General features: G+C 36.4%; 17 protein-coding genes and 1 riboswitch. Of the genes, 9 read left to right on the plus strand and 8 right to left on the minus strand.

The features are described 5' to 3' along the window. Positions 1-12: 12 nt before the first annotated feature. A complete protein-coding gene (gene ahpF / locus KFD70_RS19695) occupies positions 13-1,539 on the plus strand; it encodes an alkyl hydroperoxide reductase subunit F (protein WP_336453226.1) in 1,527 nt (508 codons plus the stop codon). A gap of 213 nt (positions 1,540-1,752) precedes the next feature. Here ahpF and KFD70_RS19700 read toward each other — a convergent pair whose 3' ends face one another. Next, on the minus strand, positions 1,753-2,361 hold the full coding sequence (locus tag KFD70_RS19700) for an SAM-dependent methyltransferase (RefSeq protein WP_336453225.1): 609 nt from the start codon (positions 2,359-2,361) through the stop codon (positions 1,753-1,755). 258 nt (positions 2,362-2,619) lie between these two features. Then, positions 2,620-3,726, minus strand: a complete 1,107-nt coding sequence (locus tag KFD70_RS19705; protein ID WP_336453224.1) for a M20 peptidase aminoacylase family protein — start codon at positions 3,724-3,726, stop codon at positions 2,620-2,622. Between the two features lie 295 nt (positions 3,727-4,021). On the opposite strand from KFD70_RS19705, the gene nhaC reads away from it, so the two are divergent. Next, positions 4,022-5,443, plus strand: a complete 1,422-nt coding sequence (gene nhaC, locus KFD70_RS19710) for a Na+/H+ antiporter NhaC (RefSeq protein ID WP_336453223.1) — start codon at positions 4,022-4,024, stop codon at positions 5,441-5,443. Here nhaC and KFD70_RS19715 read toward each other — a convergent pair whose 3' ends face one another. Further along, positions 5,444-6,733 (minus strand): transcriptional regulator, encoded by a 1,290-nt coding sequence (locus KFD70_RS19715; RefSeq protein ID WP_336453222.1) that lies wholly within the window; start codon positions 6,731-6,733, stop codon positions 5,444-5,446. A 90-nt stretch (positions 6,734-6,823) separates the two neighbouring features. Between KFD70_RS19715 and KFD70_RS19720 the strand changes: the two genes are divergently transcribed. From KFD70_RS19720 to KFD70_RS19730, 3 genes are all read left to right on the plus strand, one after another. Further along, a complete protein-coding gene (locus KFD70_RS19720; protein ID WP_336453221.1) occupies positions 6,824-7,933 on the plus strand; it encodes a mandelate racemase/muconate lactonizing enzyme family protein in 1,110 nt (369 codons plus the stop codon). 14 nt (positions 7,934-7,947) lie between these two features. Then, positions 7,948-8,643 carry a GNAT family N-acetyltransferase gene (locus KFD70_RS19725; RefSeq protein ID WP_336453220.1) on the plus strand — a complete coding sequence of 232 codons (696 nt, stop codon included), beginning with the start codon at positions 7,948-7,950 and terminating at the stop codon, positions 8,641-8,643. Between the two features lie 256 nt (positions 8,644-8,899). After that, on the plus strand, positions 8,900-9,391 hold the full coding sequence (locus KFD70_RS19730) for a hypothetical protein (protein ID WP_336453219.1): 492 nt from the start codon (positions 8,900-8,902) through the stop codon (positions 9,389-9,391). Positions 9,392-9,724: 333 nt separating this feature from the next. Here KFD70_RS19730 and KFD70_RS19735 read toward each other — a convergent pair whose 3' ends face one another. The 5 genes from KFD70_RS19735 to rlmD all read right to left on the minus strand — a co-directional run bounded on the left by KFD70_RS19735 (position 9,725) and on the right by rlmD (position 15,425). Beyond that, a complete protein-coding gene (locus tag KFD70_RS19735; protein WP_336453218.1) occupies positions 9,725-10,432 on the minus strand; it encodes a M48 family metallopeptidase in 708 nt (235 codons plus the stop codon). A gap of 309 nt (positions 10,433-10,741) precedes the next feature. After that, complete coding sequence (locus KFD70_RS19740; protein ID WP_336453217.1) at positions 10,742-11,263, minus strand: YehS family protein; 522 nt, start codon at positions 11,261-11,263, stop codon at positions 10,742-10,744. 370 nt (positions 11,264-11,633) lie between these two features. Further along, on the minus strand, positions 11,634-12,482 hold the full coding sequence (locus KFD70_RS19745; RefSeq protein ID WP_336453216.1) for a pyridoxamine kinase: 849 nt from the start codon (positions 12,480-12,482) through the stop codon (positions 11,634-11,636). A 339-nt stretch (positions 12,483-12,821) separates the two neighbouring features. Further along, positions 12,822-13,811, minus strand: coding sequence for a tRNA dihydrouridine synthase (locus tag KFD70_RS19750; protein ID WP_336453344.1), 990 nt, complete (start codon positions 13,809-13,811; stop codon positions 12,822-12,824). Between the two features lie 237 nt (positions 13,812-14,048). After that, positions 14,049-15,425: a 23S rRNA (uracil(1939)-C(5))-methyltransferase RlmD gene (rlmD, locus tag KFD70_RS19755; RefSeq protein ID WP_336453215.1), complete on the minus strand. Its 1,377-nt coding sequence runs from the start codon at positions 15,423-15,425 to the stop codon at positions 14,049-14,051. Between the two features lie 121 nt (positions 15,426-15,546). Beyond that, a riboswitch (purine riboswitch) is annotated at positions 15,547-15,648 on the plus strand. Positions 15,649-16,200: 552 nt separating this feature from the next. On the opposite strand from rlmD, the gene KFD70_RS19760 reads away from it, so the two are divergent. The 4 genes from KFD70_RS19760 (at position 16,201) to KFD70_RS19775 (ending at position 20,746) form a co-directional block, all read left to right on the plus strand. Then, the gene (locus tag KFD70_RS19760; RefSeq protein WP_336453214.1) at positions 16,201-17,397 is read left to right on the plus strand and encodes a NupC/NupG family nucleoside CNT transporter; all 1,197 of its coding nucleotides are present in this window, start codon (positions 16,201-16,203) and stop codon (positions 17,395-17,397) included. A gap of 477 nt (positions 17,398-17,874) precedes the next feature. After that, a complete protein-coding gene (locus KFD70_RS19765) occupies positions 17,875-18,993 on the plus strand; it encodes a polysaccharide deacetylase family protein (RefSeq protein WP_336453213.1) in 1,119 nt (372 codons plus the stop codon). A 140-nt stretch (positions 18,994-19,133) separates the two neighbouring features. Then, complete coding sequence (locus KFD70_RS19770; protein ID WP_336453212.1) at positions 19,134-19,316, plus strand: hypothetical protein; 183 nt, start codon at positions 19,134-19,136, stop codon at positions 19,314-19,316. 200 nt (positions 19,317-19,516) lie between these two features. Then, positions 19,517-20,746 carry an aminopeptidase gene (locus tag KFD70_RS19775; RefSeq protein ID WP_336453211.1) on the plus strand — a complete coding sequence of 410 codons (1,230 nt, stop codon included), beginning with the start codon at positions 19,517-19,519 and terminating at the stop codon, positions 20,744-20,746. Positions 20,747-20,950 lie beyond the last annotated feature (204 nt).

Consider the following 20,950-nt stretch of genomic DNA (forward strand, 5'->3'; position numbering starts at 1 on the left):
AGTTCGATCAAAATGATACTAGATGCAGATATAAAAACACAACTATCCCAATACCTTCAGTTAATGGAGAACGATATCTTACTTAAAGTTAGCGCAGGAGACGATAACATATCTAAAGATATGCTATCTCTAGTAGACGAATTAGCTACTATGTCATCTAAGATTACAGTAGAAAAAGTTGAACTAGAGAGAACACCAAGCTTTAGCGTAAATCGCCCTGATGAAGACACTGGTGTAGTATTCGCTGGTATTCCATTAGGACACGAATTTACTTCATTAGTGTTAGCTTTACTACAAGTTAGTGGACGTGCTCCAAAAGTTGAACAAAAATTAATCGATCAAATAAAAAACATTCAAGGCGAATATCATTTTGAATCTTATATCAGCCTAAGTTGTCATAACTGCCCTGATGTTGTACAAGCTCTTAACGTAATGAGCGTTCTAAACTCTGGTATTACACATACTATGATTGACGGCGCTGCATTCAAAGAGGAAGTAGAAAGTAAAGATATCATGGCAGTACCAACTGTTTACCTAAATGGTGAATCTTTCGGAAGCGGTCGTATGACACTTGAAGAAATTTTAGCTAAAATGGGTAACGGTCCAGATGCATCAGAGCTTTCTGATAAAGATCCGTACGATGTTCTTGTTGTTGGTGGCGGCCCAGCTGGTGCAAGTGCAGCAATTTATGCGGCACGTAAAGGCATCCGCACTGGTATCGTTGCTGAGCGCTTCGGTGGTCAAGTAATGGATACTATGGGCATTGAGAACTTCATCAGCGTAAAACGCACTGAAGGTCCTAAGCTAGTAGCAAGCCTTGAAGAGCACGTAAAAGAATACGACATCGATGTAATGAATCTACAACGTGCGAAACGTTTAGAGAAAAAAGAACTTATTGAAGTGGAACTTGAAAACGGCGCTATTCTGAAAAGTAAGAGCGTAATCGTTTCAACAGGTGCTCGCTGGCGTAATGTTGGCGTACCAGGCGAAGCTGAGTTCAAAAACAAAGGTGTAGCATACTGCCCGCACTGTGATGGTCCATTATTCACTGGAAAAGATGTAGCAGTTATCGGCGGCGGTAACTCTGGTATTGAAGCAGCTATCGACTTAGCGGGTATCGTTAATCACGTAACTGTTCTTGAGTTCATGCCAGAATTAAAAGCTGACGCTGTATTACAAGAACGTCTTAACAGCTTACCTAACGTAACTGTTCTGAAAAACGTTCAAACGAAAGAAATTACTGGTACTGACAAAGTAAACGGTATTTCTTACATCGATCGTGAAACTGAAGAAGTTCACCACGTTGAATTACAAGGTGTATTCGTTCAAATCGGTCTTGTGCCAAACACAGATTGGTTAGGCGACACTGTTGAACGTGTTCGCGGTGAGATTGTAACAGACAAGCACGGCGCTACAAACGTACCAGGAGTGTTTGCTGCAGGTGACTGTACAAATAATCCATACAAACAAATCATTATTTCTATGGGATCAGGTGCGAATGCAGCTTTAGGTGCATTTGATTACTTAATCCGTAACTAATAAAACGGACGTGGATTTTAAAAAAGCAGGTGCCTTTGGCACCTGCTTTTTTGAGTTTATCAAATAGTAAATAAAATTATATCAGCGATAATTCAAATATATCGATCGTTTCTTCAATTATATCGGCGATTTTTTCAATATATCAGCGATTCGACAAGGAATATCGACTTAACGACAAATATTGATAAATATATTCTTCTTCCAACTTCTATTTTACGATCCTAATCTATAAATTAAAAACCTTTCATTCCCATTTTTCTCATAAGCCCCCGGCAATCTAACTTCCTTTTTCAGCTCAAATGCAGTTTGATTCTCTAAGAAGAAAATATAATCTTCTGAAGGGTAATATAAGATGAGATCAACATCCCTCTCCACCGCTTCTACCGAAAGCAAAATGTTATTCACTACGTTCATAAACACTTGCACAGAAAATGGATTAAAGAAATAAAATCGATTGTCACGCGGATTAATCTCATATTCTTGCGCTAAACAACATTGAAACCCAATTTTATCTTTACTATTTTTCACCTTTCTCGCGTAACGTTCACGATTTTCCATCGCTTCTTTATAGAACTCTTCATTCATTTCAATTCCCACTGCTGAAGCACCGCACTTATGATGAATATAAAAGTTTAACCGCCCTTTTCCGCACCCAAAATCTATGATCCGATCGTTACTACTTATTTCATATTGATTCAACAGTTCTTCTAGCCCGCTATATGGTGTTGGTTCATAGCGATGGTAATGTAAAGATTTATTGAATCCTTTTTGTTCTCCTACTGTTTTTATATTGAATACCGCATCATAATATTGTTCGTTCATTGGTTTGCTCCCATTTAAGAAATAATACTTTTTATTATACACCACAGAAAAAAGCCTGATAAAATCAGGCCTTTCAGGTTGTGAAGGAAAACAAGAATGGGTAAATGAAATTTTATCAGCGTTTTTTCAAATATATTGACCATTTCTCACAATATATCGGCCATTCGACAAAGGATATCGCTCAAACAACAAATACCGACAAAAAATCTGTCGGTACTCGTTTCCTGATACTCTAGAAAGCCTGATAAAATCAGGTTTTTATTTTAAAGCTTTTAACACAGTTTGCTTCAATATTTCTACCCCATCCATGATACAAGCGTGATCAAACTTCATATAAGGGTGATGTAACCCTGGTTTTAAATTGGCCCCTAACCCTAACATAACAGCTTTTACATGCGGTCTTTTCACTGTATAGTAATGAAAGTCATCACTCCCTGTTGTATAAAGTGGCGGTGTGCAACCTTCTTCACCGTATATTTCAAGAATCCCTTTACGCATAAGTTGTTCTGCCTCTTCCGATACCTCTGCTCCAGGTGCAATATCAACCCATTCATAAGAAATCTTCGTTCCCATTGATTCAGCCGACTGAATGACATGCTCTATCTTTTTCATTAACTCTTCTAGCAATATATTATTCTCAGCTCTTACGTCTAAAGCGAATTGTCCATTCCCTGGAATAATATTTAAATTGTCTCCACCAGCTTGGCATTTCGTCATTTTAACAGAGTATGATTTTTGCGGCGATAGCCATAGATTTTTTAATCCGATATTAATCATGGAAATGACGTCAATCGCATTCACACCTTGATGTGGTCTTGCACCGTGCGCATCATCCCCATGTATATTCACTTCTAAGAACCCTGCTGCTCCATGACGGATAGATGGTGCTGCTTTTTTTAAAGGTAATTCCTCAATTGGGCGTAAATGAACACCGAATAAGAAATCAGCGTCGTCAACAGCCCCTTTCTCCACCATCTTTAAAGCGCCGTTCCCTTTTTCTTCTGCAGGTTGGAAAATAAATCTAACTGTTCCGCTTTCCCAATTGACATTTTTCAACTGTAAAATAAGCCCCATCGCAATTGTCATATGAGCATCGTGACCGCAGGAATGATTCGCCTTAAATTCCCCATCTACCTCTTGCCACAGTGCATCCATATCGGCACGAATTGCAATAACCGGTTTTCCCATTCCGATTTCGGCTATCACCCCAGGACAATCATCAAATACTTTATATGAAATTCCTTCTTCTTCTAGAAATTTAGTAATATAAGCTGTTGTCTCATATTCCTTCCAACTTACTTCAGGGTTTTCGTGTAAATGCTGAAAAATTTCAGTTAAACGCTCTTGCAGCTCTATTGTTTTCAATTTTTGTTCTCCTTCCCTAAACTCTATAAATAAAATAGTTTTTTCTAATACTAATGTTTTTAAAAATATATTGAATATTCATTCGGATGTCAAATTACTCTTCTTAATAATAAAATAACTCCTTTTTTAAGGTGCAAAAAAATATGTATTTCCCCTTATTTATAACTGAATTTTCAGTAAATTGTAAACCTTTTACATTGACGAGTGTAAGAAAATACGTTTATTATAACCATAATAAACGTCCATTTTGCGACAATTTAAAATTATTAAACAAATATACATTAGGAGGTAAAATATGAAAAAAGAAATGTCCTTTGGTATAGCTATCATTCCAATAATTATTACAATCGTTGTCATGATGATTACAATTGTAGTGCTAAAACAAAGTCCACATGTTCCGCTTATTATTGGGACAACAGTTGCATCGCTTGTTGCCTGGCGTTTTGGCTATACGTGGAAAGAAATTGAAGAAGCAATGTATAAAGGGATTCGTCTTGCACTCCCAGCTATCGTCATTATTATTCTTGTCGGTCTAACAATTGGCGCTTGGATTGGCGGCGGGATTGTTGCAACGATGATCTATTATGGTTTAAAACTTTTAACATCTTCTCTATTTTTAGTTTCCATTACAGTTATTTGTGTCATTGTTGCATTGGCGATTGGAAGTTCATGGTCAACAATGGGAACCATCGGCGTTGCTGGTATGGGAATTGGAATTAGTATGGGTATTCCTGCTCCAATGGTTGCTGGTGCGATTATTTCTGGCTCTTATTTTGGCGATAAAATGTCTCCTCTTTCAGATACAACAAACTTAGCATCCGGTTTAACAAATACCGATTTATTTGTCCATATTCGCCATATGCTTTTTACAACGATTCCAGGGTTAATTATTACTCTACTTGTCTATGCATTCTTAGGCAGAAACTTTGGTGCAAATACGATTGATACAAAAGGTATCGAAAAAACATTAAACGTATTACAAGATAGTTTCGTTATTTCACCTTTCTTATTAGTTATTCCATTAATTGTTATGGTGTTAGTTGCGAAAAAGGTACCGGCTATTCCAGCTATTCTTGTCGGCATTATTTTAGGGTTCTTATCCCAAGTTTTTGTTCAAGGTAGTTCTGTTTCAGACTCCGTCAGCGCTTTACAAAATGGTTTTGTCATCGAAACTGGAAACAAACTAGTTGATGATTTATTTAACCGTGGTGGTTTAGATTCTATGATGAATACCGTTTCCATGACCATTGTCGCTATGACTTTCGGAGGGGTCCTAGAACATACCGGTATCCTTCGAGTCATTGTAAACCAAATTTTAAAACTTGCTAAATCAGCGAAAGGACTTATATCTTCTACAATCCTTTCTTGCTTTGCTACGAATCTCACTTGTTCAGAACAATATATTTCTATCGTCGTTCCTTCTCGAATGTATGCAAATGCCTATAAAGAAAAAGGACTTCATTCAAAAAACCTATCCAGAGCTTTAGAAGATGGCGGAACCTTAACTTCCGTCTTTGTACCTTGGAATACATGTGGTGTATTTATTCTCGCAACTCTTGGAGTAGGTGCATTTGAATACGCCCCTTATGCTATATTAAATTTCATTGTACCTATCATTTCTATTTTGTATGGATTCACAGGTTTTACAATTACAAAACTTTCCGAAACTGAGAAACTACAACTGCAAAAGGAGCAAGAAACAACTTTAGAAGCCTAGTCACTGCTCTTTCGTAGCCGGATAAAACGAGTAGATAGGAATCTTTAACTCATAAATAGCGCGGGGACGTCCTTGTTGATAAGGCATTTCCTCGCCGCAAATATTTGCATATCCGTAATCAACTAATTTTTTTAAAATACGTTCTGTTGTTCGTCTTGTTACTTGTAAGTAGTCCGAAAGATCCGCTGCTGTAAATTGGAGCGATGAACGCGATTTACTAAATTGAATAATTTTTGATAAGTTTGCCGGGCTAAGCTTTGTTTCTTTCGCTATCTTTAATAGCTCAGGATGATCATTTTTAAGGCTATGTACTTTTTTTTCTTTTGGAAAAGGACCCAGCAGCTCTTTTTCATCCGTCAAAATATAACAGCAACTCTCTATTGGATGATTAGCTGCGAAACCTTGAGCAATTTTAGCATGTTGCTCTGCTTCTCTCACTGTGCTTCCGTAGCCGAATCCAAGCGCTATAGGATCTTTCGAATTGTTAAATAAAGTTTGGAAAGAACTTGTGTTAATAAACCCTTCAATATCACCACGTGTTGTATACAAAACATATGAAGTTTTATCTACTTGTCGAAATGAACCGTGAATTCCACGAGCAAACATGTTGAGATGTTCAATTGGCATATGATGTTCTGACGAGAATGATACGAAACAAACTGCTACAGTTGCTGAATTACTTTTTGCTAACTGTGCCTTTGCTTTTGCATCTTGTAACCCTTGTATCATCGATTTTGTCGGATCGAGCATTCGCTCTGCAGGAACACCACGTTCTATAAGCTCATCATAGACAGCATGAACACTCGTTAGTGCTAAATCGATTAATCCCGATTGATATTTAGAATAATGAAAGGTAACAATTTCGTTTATTTCAATCATCTTAGGAAACATGTCTTGATAACCCATAACATGCGGAGTATTCTTTATACCAATATCATGAAAAACATTTGTAACAAAAGAAGAATCCACTAAGTCAATTGAAATGCGCTCTGGACGAATGTTTTGATGATATAAAACGGAAAGTAAAGATGTCGCAAACGCCATTTCATCTTGCTGCAAGTAAACGCTTGGAATTGGCATTTGTTCTCTTATTTCTTTTGAAATATAATAGGGTAAAGCACCAGAAAAAAAGATAACATCACATGGATTTAAATGCTGAATAATTTCTGGAGATTCTTTTGGAAGAGCATAAATATAAGGTTCAATCTCTATATCTTCCATTCTGTGGGCAACAGGTAAAAGTTGTTGCATAAAATCATGTGAACCAATAACTGCAATTTTTATCACCATTTGCTCAAGCTCCTTATTACTATTTAACGACTATTTAACGTCACTATATCAAATGTACAAAAGTATTGTAAACAGGAAGGGGTCTATTCAATGAAAATTACAGCAATCCATCTCTATGCAATTCGTTTACCACTACGTGATCCATTTATTATTAGCTACGGCACTTATTATGATATGCCTTCAATTATTGTAAAAATCGAAACAGATGAAGGAATTGTCGGCTATGGTGAAGGTGTAGCCGATGACCACGTTACAAGTGAAACGTGGGAAAGTACTTTTCATGTTTTAAAACATACGTTAGCGCCAGCCTTACTTGGCATGAATCCAATGAATATTGAGAAAATACACGACATCATGAATCAAACCATTTACGGCGTCCCTACTGCAAAAGCTGCGATTGACATTGCTTGTTTTGATGTGATGGGTAAAAAGTTAAAGCAACCTGTATATCAATTAATCGGTGGTCGTTATCATGAAGAGTTTCCGATTACTCATGTTTTAAGCATCGCTTCTCCAGAAGATATGGCAGAAGAAGCTGCTTCCATGATGAACAAAGGCTATCAATCTTTTAAAATGAAAGTCGGGACAGATGTCAAAAAAGATGTGGAAAGAATCGAAGCTGTGCGTGAACGAGTAGGAAGTAATATTGCTATTCGTGTTGATGTAAACCAAGGCTGGAAAAACAGTGCAAATACATTAACTGCCTTGCGCTCACTTAAACATTTGAACATCGATTGGATTGAACAGCCTGTTATAGCTGACGATATTGATGCTATGGCTTATATTCGCTCCAAAACAGACATACCGCTTATGATTGACGAAGGACTAAAAAATTCTCGTGAAATGCGCCAAATTATCAAAATGCAAGCAGCTGATAAAGTAAACATTAAACTAATGAAATGCGGTGGCATCTATCCTGCTGTTAAACTCGCTCATCAAGCAGAAATGGCCGGCATTGAATGCCAAGTTGGCTCCATGGTTGAATCATCTGTTGCTTCTTCGGCAGGATTCCATGTTGCCTTTTCTAAAAAAATCATTACAAGCGTCGAACTGACAGGGCCGTTAAAATTCACGAAAGATGTCGGCAATCTCTCCTATGACGTACCTTTTATTCGCTTAACGGAAAAGCCTGGATTAGGTGTTGATGTGAATGAAAATATACTACATGAATTAACAGTCTTTCAAGACGTTGTTCGCTAAAGGAGGACTACAACATGAACATTCTTTATGAAGGAACATTAAAACAAAACGAGCAAAGCTTTCAAGTTACACCATTATCTTTAGAGCACATCGAGCAAATTTTATCTTTGCAGGATGTTGTAATTGAAGCATTAGAAAATAAAGCTAGCTTACAACCGCTCTCACGCGAAGAATTTCAATACATACTAGATGGTAACGGTATGATGATTGGTGCATTTATAGAGCAAGAACTGATTGCATTTCGTGCTCTTTTAGCTCCGCCTATTGATGATGAACATTTAGGGCTTGATATCGGTTTAACACATGAAGAATTAGACCGCGTCATCTATCAAGAAATCTCAAATGTTCATCCAAAGTGCCGTGGTAATGGAATGCAAAAAATATTAGCAAAAGTGATTATGGAACAATTAACACAGTCAGACAGCAAATATGATTACGTTTGTTGTACAGTTGCGCCGTTTAATATTCCAAGTTTAAAAGATAAGTTTGCGCAAGGGATGGAGATTGCGGCGCTGAAGGAAAAGTATAACGATCGTATCCGTTATATTTTCGTTAAAGACTTGAAGATAGATGAAAAGAAAGACTGGAAAGCTATTGAAACACTTCCAATGCAGGATATAGCTGGTCAGCAAGAGCTATTAGCAGATGGATATCATGGGTACAAGATGGAAGAACAAGATGGAGAGTATTGGATTCGGTATGGAAAGTAGGACAATAGCCGTTACTCCCTAATATTCAATTACTTTTCTTGATTTTGTTTATTTCAAATACAAGAAAGGTGAGGTGCCCTTCTTAAGCTATTAAGCAAAATTACACTTTTTCTAAAAAGAACCCTGATTAAAATTAGGGTTCTTCTTAGCGTTCTAGAATAGAGAAGAACCCAGAAAGAATTGATAAATAACACAACAACCTTAAAAATGCATAATCTATATAGGTATGAGTTTAATTAGCTATGGAGGTACAAGAATGATAAAATTCCAATCTTTTAACGGTACCATAACCATGATTAGTGATTTTCCGATAGGAGAAAATGAGGCAGGAGCGGGTTGTTACAAATTAATATCTGTAGATAATGGATTTGGAACTTTAGTAAATTTCGTAGTAGCACCTACTACTTACTTTGTTGACAATGTAATAGTAGAAGTAGGAGATAGGGTAACTGGATATTATGATGCAAACGCGCCTGTTCCCCTCATATACCCTCCACAATTTCGAGCAATTGTTATGGCCAAAGATACACTGGATCGAAATGTGAAAGTAGACTATTTTAACAACCAATTAGAGAGCAGCGATGGCCAATTAAGATTAAATATTTCCCCATATACTCAAATTTTATTAATAAATGGGCAACCCTTTACCAGAATTCCTATAAACCGAAACCTAATTGTTGTCTATGGCGCTACCACCAAAAGTATACCAGCTCAAACCACTCCCTATAAAATTATTGTAATGTGTTAGTGATGTATAATCATTAATCAGTATTTTAAAATGGATTCCGAGCATTTACTCTTGCTGATGAATTTAATTTTAACCACTTTGATAACGTGAAAGAAAAATAAATATAGCTATATATTCCTTCTGATTCTTCAAAAATCAACAAGAGCCTATCCACATGGAGAGGCTCTTACTCACAGTCATATATCTATTCTTCATTTTTAACAAGCCACACACTCCACATGTCCAGAGTGTATGCGGCAATACATTAGGATGTTTGTGAGTTCAGTTATAAGAGGAGAAGCAATTATAAACTAAAACTGTAGTGTAATAGTAATCGCTCCAACGATGTCACTACTAAACCGTCATCTTCCAACTTGATAGCGCTAACCAGTTTTCCATTCCCTTATAATCAGGCATTATCTTCCCAACAAGACGCCAAAAAGAGCGATCATGATTTAAATGAACCATATGGCACATTTCATGAACAACTACATAGTCAATCACCCTCGGCGGTGCCATTGCCAGCTTCCAATTAAACGTTAATTGTAGATTGGAATCACAAGTTCCCCATGTACGGTTACTATCTGAAATACGGATGGAACGTGGCTTTATTTTAAAGTTACTTTGATAAGATTTTATACTCTTCTCTACTAACGCTTTACACTGCTGGTAATAAAATCGTTTTAAAGCTTGTTTTATTTTCTCATCCTCAAGCTCTTTCACATATATATGCAGCTTATCCCCTTCAAACACTGCATTGTCTTGCCCAATACTTGCATCTTGAGAAATCTGTATCGGATATGTGTTCCCTAAATATAAAAAGCTCTCGCCTTGATTATAAGCCTTCTCCTGTGGCCCGTGCATTCTCTCCTTCATTTCCTTACGTGTTTTCTGAATCCAATCCCATTTCTCCTCTAACAATTGGACTAAGTATTCAACAGGCGTTCCTTTTGGAGCTTGTACTTCCACATTCCCGTACGAATCTACATAAAGACGTACTGATTTTTTCTTCTTATAAGTTATATGAAAATGAATTGTCTCACCTAAATATGTATGTACCATTTCATCACCTATATATATCTAATTTGATTTTCTAACATATAAATTGTGGCTATGAAGAACAGAAAGAGACTTTCACTCATTTTCTCCTTCTGTTTTTACATGGCATGGGGCGAAAAAAGGCACTGACCGCTTCTACCTATGAGCGGATCCTCTCTCCCATCTAAAAGGAATGGTTTTATGTCGGTTTTTCAATCCGTATTTATATAGCGGATTTGTTCATATTATTTTTACAAATAAAAAAGAGTAGGTTACAAACACCCTACTCTATCTATTATATCATTTACTGCTTCACCATAAATGTTACAATACTTATCCTCTATACTTTACAGCTAATCCCTTTACGAAATTCCTTGCGTATCTATCACCGCACTCTTTGTAATTCTTATGGCCTTTCTTTCTTAATAGAGCGCCTAACTCTCCTTTTGTCACCTTAACTCCTACGCTATCTAATATAGCAAGCACATCCTCACTCGTTAAAAATAGTGCTATTTTCATTTTCTTTAGAAGAAGATTATTGGCACTTTCATTACTCTGTAAAGGTGCCGCAGGTTGTCCTGGTTTCGGATCTTGTTTTCCTCTTTTTAAAGTAATAAATCCATTTAAAAATGCCTCTAACATCATCATATCGCATGTTAATACGTAATCCTCTTCGACTACATCCGCATTTTCAGCCTCATGTTGTGGACTTTTCTTTACTTTTGTAAGCATATCAACTACTTCTTCTTTCGTTACTTCCATGCCACCAAGTTTAAATATTTCCACCATATCTATATCTTTTATATCCATAGCATATCTTACTCTCTTTAATATATCATTATTGCTCATAGCCATTGCTATTCCTCCTGAAATGTTGGTTATTTATCTAACCGTCAAAGTGTATTCTCTAACGTGCTTAAAAAACTATATATATCCAACTTGATTTTCCAACATATATATCCATTTTGATTTTCAAGCACCTAAGTCGCGGCTATGAAAACAAAAGAAGATCTCCACTCGCCTTCTCCTTTTGTTTTCACTTGGCATGGGGCGAAAAAAGGCAATGACCGCTTCTATGCATGGCCGGATGCTCTCTCCCATCTAAAAAAAGAATAGGTTGATGTTCGTTTTTTCATTTGGATTTATATATTATGTTAAATATAATTTTCAAACTACTGTCCGCTAAATTAATACTTTAACATTTTATCCTGATTAAAGTTTCACTTTATAATAACATTCTCAAATATTTTTCGAAGTTAACTCCCTCTACTTCAGGAATTTTTTCCAAGGAAGTATCATGAATGGCTGCTGTTAGAAATGCCTCTGCAAGCTGTACAGATTTTTCTAGGTCCTCTCCTCGCATCATGCTTCCCATTATGACCGAAGCAAATAGATCACCTGTACCAGAATAACTTTTACCATTATACAGAATCGCGTCATAAAAGGTTTTATTCTCGTCCAAATACATATTCCCGATAAACTGCTTATCTGGATTTGCTGACGGTGGATTCACGCCAGTTATGATCACCTTAGCATCAGTTTCTTGCTGCAATGTCTTTCCAGCTTCTTCTAACGCTTTGATAAAATCACTTTCATTTAAATAGCTATATAGTTTTTCATAAGATAATCCGGTTAATAGACAGCACTCCGTTACATTTGGTGTAATCACATCTGCACATTTCACAAGTTCTCTCATTCGTACTAACAATTCTTCTGTAAAAAGTTTATAGGCCTCCCCTATATCCCCCATCACAGGATCAACAAGTAAGATGTTCTCTTTTGTATGAAATTTATCTAAAAAACGAAAAATATTATCAATTTGCTCTCGGCCAGTTACGAAACCAGTATAGATTCCGTCAAAGGTTACATGAAGCTTGCTCCATTCCTCTTCGAAATATTGCATTTTAGATGTAAAATCTTCACAGAAAAAACTTGGATAACCTGTTTGTGAAGACAATATAGCAGTTGGTAAAGGACATGCCTGCACCCCCATTACCGAAAGAACCGGAATCGCGGCTGTTAATGAACATTTTCCAAAGGATGATAAATCCTGTATTACAGCGACTTTTTTCATAATAACCTCCATAAGATCTATCCCACTTAAGCTTTATTCATATTATCACAAATGAAAAATGGAAAAAATCCCCGATAATCCCGTGAAAAACTATACCTTTCACTTTCAACTAAGTTAAAGAGCTTTCTAACACTAAAAACTTACGCCTTCAATTCTATATTCACGAGTAGAAAGCGTCTCTTATAATATCGCTTGGAAATATTCGAATTCAATATAGTTTCGTTAATCCTTTTCAAAAAACTTAAAAAAGCAGCGCCCCCTAATCAGAGAGCTGGCTGCTTTTTTTTAAAATAAGTACACATGAGTTGATGTAATTCATTTCCCTCTAACTTTTGAGAGTTACACCATTTCACTGTCCCCTGTCTCATCAACACTCGCCTCAAACTTATCAAGCAATGCACGCACTTCATCTGTTGATTTCGTGCTCATCAATTGATTTCTTAATTCAGCAGCTCCATGGAATCCTTTTACATAAATTTTGAAAAAGCGATGAAGCCCTGTGATTGAACGTGGCAGTACTTCCGCATATTGATCTTGAAGATCAAGCTGTAGTCTTAAAAGATCAAGGTGTTCTTTACTGCTATGCTCTTTTGGCTCTTTTTCAAAAGCAAACGGATTTTTAAAAATACCTCGCCCAATCATAACACCATCAATACCATATTTTTCAGCAAGCTCCATCCCCGTTTGACGGTCAGGAATGTCCCCATTGATTGTTAGTAGCGTATTTGGTGCGATACGGTCACGTAATTTTTTGATCTCCGGAATTAGCTCCCAATGCGCATCTACTTGGCTCATTTCTTCTCTTGTACGTAAATGAATAGAAAGGTTCGCAATATCCTGTTTTAAAATATGCGTTAGCCACTCCTCCCACTCATTTACCTCCTTAAAGCCAAGTCGTGTTTTTACGCTAACAGGCAGTCCGCCCGCTTTTGCTGCTTGAATTAGTTCTGCTGCAACATCTGGACGCAGAATAAGGCCACTACCTTTTCCTCTTGATGCCACATTCGGTACTGGGCAGCCCATATTAATATCGATACCTTTAAATCCTAGCTCTGCCATGCCAATACTCATTTGACGGAAATATTCAGGATTATCTCCCCAAATATGCGCCACCATTGGCTGTTCATCTTCTGTAAAAATTAAACGGCCACGTACACTTTTCATACCTTCTGGATGACAATAGCTATCCGAGTTTGTAAACTCTGTGAAAAATACATCCGGTCGACCGGCTTCACTTACTACGTGACGAAAAACAACATCTGTCACATCTTCCATTGGTGCAAGTACAAAAAATGGTCGTGGTAAATCACGCCAAAAATTATCTATCATTTCAAACTCAAATCCTCTCAATATGGTTACAACTTCAAACTCTCGATTAAAAAATATAAAGCCAAATGTTACACTTATATCATGCTTCATAACTTATTATCAAACACAAGTACATTTGTGCATTTATAATTTGTGAAAATCGGCAATGTTTATTTTAACTAAAATCGATCCTAAATGGTATGTTTATAAACCAAAAAGCAGATGGTATAGATTTTTTCTATATCAACTGCTTTTCTATTATACCAACGCAAGCCAAGCCACACACTCCACATGCGTCGTATGCGGGAACATATCAACAGGCTGAACTTCCTGCGTTTTATATCCGCCTTCTTCTAATACTTTTAAGTCACGTGCAAGTGTCGCCGGATTACATGATACATATACAACGCGCTTTGGTTTCATGTCGATGATTGTGTTTAGTAATGCTTCATCGCAGCCTTTACGCGGCGGATCGACAACGATTGTATCGGCAATTACACCTTCTTTGTACCAGTTTGGAATAACGACTTCCGCTTCTCCTACTGCAAATTCAGCGTTTGTCATGTTGTTTAATGCAGCGTTTCGATTTGCGTCTTCTATTGCTTCTGGAACGATTTCAACGCCATATACTTTTTTTGCTTTTTGCGCTAGGAATAGTGAGATTGATCCGATTCCGCAATATGCGTCGATTACTGTTTCGTTCCCATCTAACTTCGCATACTCTAATGCTTTGTCATATAGCACTTTCGTTTGTTCTGGGTTTACTTGGTAGAAAGAACGTGCTGAGATAGCAAACTTAATATCACCGATAAAATCATAAATATATTCTGATCCGTATAGGACTGTTGTTGTGTCTCCGAAAATTACGTTTGTACGTTTCGTGTTTACGTTTTGAACGATTGATTTTACATTTGGGAACTTCGCTGTAATTTCTTCAATAATCGCCTTTTTATTTGGAAGTTCTGCCGTACGTGTAATAAAGACAAGCATAATTTCCCCTGTTACTTGTCCGTAACGAGCCATCACATGGCGGAGCGTTCCTTTATGGCGCTCTTCGTTATACGCTGAGATACCGTGTTTTTCACAAATACGTTTTACTTCTTGAATTAACGTATCGTTCTCTTCTGCTTGAATTAAGCATGTTTCCATATTGATGATGTCATGTGTTCCTTGACGATAGAAACCAGCTACAAGCCCGCCTTCACGTTCTCCAATTGGTACTTGTGCTTTATTTCGATAAACCCAAGGATTCTGCATACCGAGAACAGGATGAACTGGTACATCTTGTAGTCCACCGATGCGCTGCATTACGTCACGCACTTGTTTTTGTTTTGCTTGTAGTTGTCCTTCATATGTTAAATGCTGAAGCTGACAACCGCCGCATTGGTTATAAACTGGACATTCTGCATCTTTACGATATGGACTTTCTGTATGAAGCTTCATTAAACGACCAAACGCGAAATTCTTCTTTACTTTAATAATTTTAATTTGTGCTTCTTCACCTGGTAATCCATTTTTGACGAAAATAGGATATCCTTTTACTTTCGCAACACCGGCACCATCATGTGTTAAATCTTCAAATACTACATCTATGAACTCGTTTTTTTCAACTGGTGGCGTCATTTTATTAACCATTTTCCGACCTCTCTTTTTCATAACACTGCGTTACATTTTATCATACTTACATGGTCTTTTTCTATTGGAAGAAAAAAAGCTATTGACGGTGCTTCTCTATTAATGTTACGCTACTAATAATTTAATACGGACGATGTTACCTCATATATACTCGATAATATGGATCGAGAGTTTCTACCCGGCAACCGAGAATTGCTGGACTATGGGGAAAACTAATGAATACTAGCTTTTTGTGTATACAAAGACTCATATTGATTAGCTTTCTCTCATAGATGAAAGTGAATCCATATGGGTCTTTTTTATTTTTTACTTTTCTAAAAGGTCAGACATCTTACGTATGACATAAAACTTCTCTAACTTTATTTTCATTTTGATTTCCAAGCATATAAGCTGCGGCTATAAAGAATGAAAAGTGACCAGCTCTCGCTTCCTCTTTTTGGTTTCACTTGGTACGGAGCTGAAAAAGGCACTGACTGCTTCTACGCTTGGCTGGATTCTCTCTTCAACCTAAAAAAGGATGTCGGTTTTTCAAGCATATAATCCGCGGCCATGAAAAACAAAAGGTGACCTACTCTCGTTTTCTCTTTATGGTTTCACTTGGCATGGGGCTAAAAAAGGACCTGACCGCTTCTATGCTTGGCTGGATTCTCTTTTCCCTCTAAAGGAAAGGGCTTTTATGTCGGTTTTTATGCTGGTTTTTCAATTTGTATTTATTAGTTATATAACGAGCGTTTTATGCAAAAACTTTATACGAACTTCTGAAAGGGGCAACTACATGCAATATGTAATGAGCATTATCGGTATTCTTGCCGTGTTAGGTTTATGTTTTGCTTTGTCAAACAACAAAAGTAAAATCAACTTCCGTGCAATTGCTATTATGATTGGTTTCCAAATTTTAATTGGTTGGTTTATGTTTGGCACAAAGATTGGTCAGCAAATTATCATTTTTATTAGTAAAGTTTTCAACAAGCTGATTAAACTTGGTACAACAGGTGTTGATTTCCTCTTTAACGGAATCCAAAGAGACTTTGTCTTTTTCTTAAATGTACTATTAATTATCGTCTTTTTCTCAGCACTACTTTCTATTTTTAGTTATTTAGGCGTTTTACCATTCATCGTTCGCGTTGTCGGCGGTGCGATTTCAAAAATTACTGGTTTACCACGCGTTGAATCATTCCATGCAGTGAACTCTGTATTCTTCGGTTCAAGTGAAGCATTAATCGTTATTAAAAATGATTTAAAACATTTCAATAAAAACCGTATGTTTATCATTTGCTGTTCAGCAATGAGCTCGGTTTCAGCTTCTGTTACAGCATCTTACGTTATGATGTTAGATGCAAAATATGTACTAGCAGCACTTCCATTGAACTTATTCTCTAGCTTAATTGTTTGTTCATTATTAACACCAGTTGACACACAAAAAGAAGAAGAAGTAGTTCAAAAATTTGATAGAAGCCTATTCGGTGACAGCTTTATCGGTGCAATGATTAACGGTGCACTAGACGGCTTAAAAGTAGCAGGTATCGTTGCTGCTTTAATGATTGCCTTTATCGGTGTTATGGAAGTTGTAAACTACGTAATTAGTGCAGCTTCAGGCGCAATGGGATATGCGATTACACTGCAACAAATCTTCGGTTATGTTCTTGCTCCATTTGCATTCCTAATGGGTATTCCAGCTCACGATATCATCCCAGCTGGTGGAATTATGGGAACAAAAATTGTGTTAAATGAATTCGTAGCTATTCTTGATTTAAAAGAAGTTGCAAAAACGTTATCTCCACGTACAGTTGGAATCGTTACCGTATTCTTAATTAGCTTCGCAAGTATTAGTCAAATCGGTGCGATTGTCGGTACAATCCGTGCCCTGTCTGAAAAACAAGGAAGCGTCGTATCTAAGTTTGGCTGGAAAATGCTATTTGCATCCACACTTGCTTCTATTTTATCCGCTACGATTGCTGGATTATTTATTTAATCATGAATCACCCTATCTTCTTCTATTTCGAGAGGATAAGGGTGATTTTTTCATCTCAAAAAGTGAGCATCTAATAATATGCAAAATTGCATACACCCTTTCATAAAATTTCTCTTTTATATATCAAGAGATAAATATATACTAATATTGGTCAGAAAATCTTTTTTGTCTATTTGCAGTGAAGAAATATCCAACAACAAAAACCAAAAGTGAAAAGAGTGTTCTTTAAAACTACCTTCGAAAACTACTATTTTCGAAGGTAATTTTTTTGTTCAAAAAAATTTTACACAAGACAAATTCTTTGCAAATACACATCATTTTTGTCGAATTCTCCCAAAAGAGTTATTCCCCTCTATATTCCATAGTGATATGATAGACAAGGGTATGCTTTACATAAACAATCTCTTATAAAAAAACAGATAGAGAATTTATTACATATAAGAGCCAAATATAAAAACACAATAGAAGGATGATATTATGAAGAAATATGCATGTATCGCTTTGCTTTCTTCTGCTATTCTCGTAGGTTGTAACACTAGTACTGCTAGTGAAAAACAAACAAAAGAAGCAACTTACAAGGGCAAACACGAAACGAAGGAAGTACAGACCAAAGCAGTAGAAATACCTTTAACACAAGGAATCATTTCATGGGATCCATTTGAATACAACGCAAAAAATACGACACTTTATACAAAAGGTTTAAAGGATTCATTTAAAGAAGTGCGTTACAATATTTGGCGTACAGCTGACGGCCCTGAAAGTAAACAAACCTTTGTATCACAAGACAAAGCTCGTGATTTTGCTCTCCCGTTTCATTTACAATCATTTCATTTAAAACGTGGAGAATTTCAAATTGAAACAGTGGGATTAAAAGATGACAACACAGAAGTTCCCCTAGTGAAATCTACGATTACATTCCAGCAATATGTACCTTTCCTTATGTACCATGCGATTGAAAAATACCCTGGACCAAGTGATGGTGATTTAGGTTTATATGTACCACCAGAACAGTTTGAAAAGCATATGCAATATTTAAAAGATAACGGTTATACAATGTTAACGTTTGAACGTTGGGGTGATGTAAACCGCGTCAATAAGCCTGTCTTTGTAACAATGGATGATGGTCGAAAAAACAATATGAATGCTCTTCATATTTTACAAAAATTAAAAGATGATACATTCCAACCAGCAGCAACAGAATTCCTCGTTTCAAGTACTATTGATACACCAAATCGTCTTACGACAGATGATATAAAACAAATGCTTGATTCAGGTATTTTTTCCATTCAATCTCATACTGCTAACCATACAATGATGGCTTATACAGCTAATTATGATGAAGAATTACGTGCATCAAAAGAAAAAATCGAAAATCTTACAGGCAAAAAGGTCATTGCCCTTGCCTATCCGGTAGGTTCTTATAATGATCCAGCTGTGGAAGAAACGAAGAAACATTATGAATTTGCAGTAACTACCGATTATGGAACTCATATTACAAAAGGCACGCCGAATGAACAATACTTAATTAAGCGACACTTTGTTGGCCCTAATACAACAATGGCCCAGTTCATGTCGCTTGTAAAAGAAAAATATTAATCGTTTTTTAGGCTACTTTTATGAAAAAGTAGCCTTTTCTTTACTTTTCCAACTTTAAAATCAGCTTAAATTTTAGTCTTGAACATGTAGTACCACTTTCTTAAATGTTATAATTTGTAAAAAACACATTGGAGGTTCCGATGAAATTACATGCTCTTTTTGATTTCCTACATCTATTATTTTTAAGTATAAAAAGTCATTATGTTTTTGGCATTCCTAGTTATGTATTTTTAATTCCTTTCATCTTTGTTGTCGGCTACATTGTTATCATTTGTAACAAACCCGCAAAGAGAAAAAGACTTCGCAGTAGAGAAACTTCTTAACTATTTATTTCTTTGAACTACCACCACTTTATTATAACGATATAAAGTGAAACTTTAATCAGCCCGCCCCCACCTATCTTCCTCGTTTTTTGAGGTGAGATGCTGGATAAAAGTGAATACACATTGAGTTCTATTTATATTTTTGAAATTTTCTTGTATTATGTATATAAGAAATCTTTCGAATAAAGGAGATTATACATATGTCATTTGAACAAACGTTAGAAAAGTATGCTGCTCTTGCAGTCAATGTCGGTGTTAATATTCAGCCTGGACAAACATTATCTATTAATGCCCCACTTGAAGCTGCTCCATTTGTCCGTCTTGTTACAGAAAAGGCATATAAATCAGGTGCAAAACATGTATATGTAGATTGGAACGATGAAGTATTAACACGTTTAAAATTTGATTTAGCCCCTGAAGAAGCATTCTCAGAATTTCCTGCTTGGAAGGCACATGCACGTGAAGAATTAGCAAAAGAAGGCGCTGCATTTATGTCCATCTATGCAGAAAATCCAGATTTATTAAAAGGTGTAGATGCTAAAAAAATTGCAAGTGCTCATAAAGTTGCTGGAGAAGCAATGAAAGTATACCGTGATTATGTACAAGCAGATAAAGTAAGCTGGTGTGTGATCTCTGTTCCTACGAAAGAATGGGCAGCTAAGGTATTCCCTGATGTGGCACCGGAAGAGCAGGAAGCAAAACTGTGGGATGCAATTTTCCAAGCAACTCGTGCAAACCTAGAAAACCCTGTGGAAGCATGGAAAAAACATGATGAAACATTACATAAAAAAGTAGACTACTTAAATGAAAAACATTATAAAGCTCTTCATTATACAGGTCCTGGAACAGATTTAACAATTGAACTTCCAGAAAAACATGTATGGGCTGGAGCTGGTAGCCTAAATGAAAAGAATGTACCATTTATGGCTAATATTCCAACAGAAGAAGTATTTACAATGCCATTAAAAACAGGTGTAAATGGACAAGTATCAAGCACAAAACCATTAGTTTTTGGAGGCAACATCATTGATAACTTTACACTTACATTCGAAAATGGACGTATTGTAGGCTATAAAGCTGACGTTGGCGAAGAAGCTTTAAAACATTTAGTTGAGACAGATGAAGGCTCTCACTTCTTAGGAGAAGTTGCATTAGTACCTCATGATTCACCAATTTCTAACACAAATATTTTATTCTATAATACGCTATTTGATGAAAATGCATCTTGCCATTTAGCAATTGGAAATGCTTATGCATTTAACTTAGAAGGCGGTAAAACAATGTCAAAAGAAGAGCTTGTAGAAAATGGTGCAAACGCTAGTATTACACATGAAGACTTTATGATTGGTTCTGCTGAGCTTGATATTGACGGTATTACAGCGGACGGCACACATGAACCGATTTTCCGTAAAGGGAATTGGGCATTCTAAATCAAAACTTTATAAATCCTAATGAAAAACACTCTTTTTTAGAGTGTTTTTTTATTTGGGCTGTGGAAAGTCTTTGACGCAAGATGGTAAATAAAATTTTATCAGCGATTTCCCAAATATATCGACCATTTCTCAAAATATATCGGCGCAATTTCAAATATATCAGCAATTCGACAAAGGATATCGACTAACCGACAAATAACA

The sequence above is a fragment of the Bacillus pfraonensis genome (genome assembly GCF_050768835.1).
Classification (GTDB): Bacteria; Bacillota; Bacilli; order Bacillales; family Bacillaceae_G; genus Bacillus_A; species Bacillus_A pfraonensis.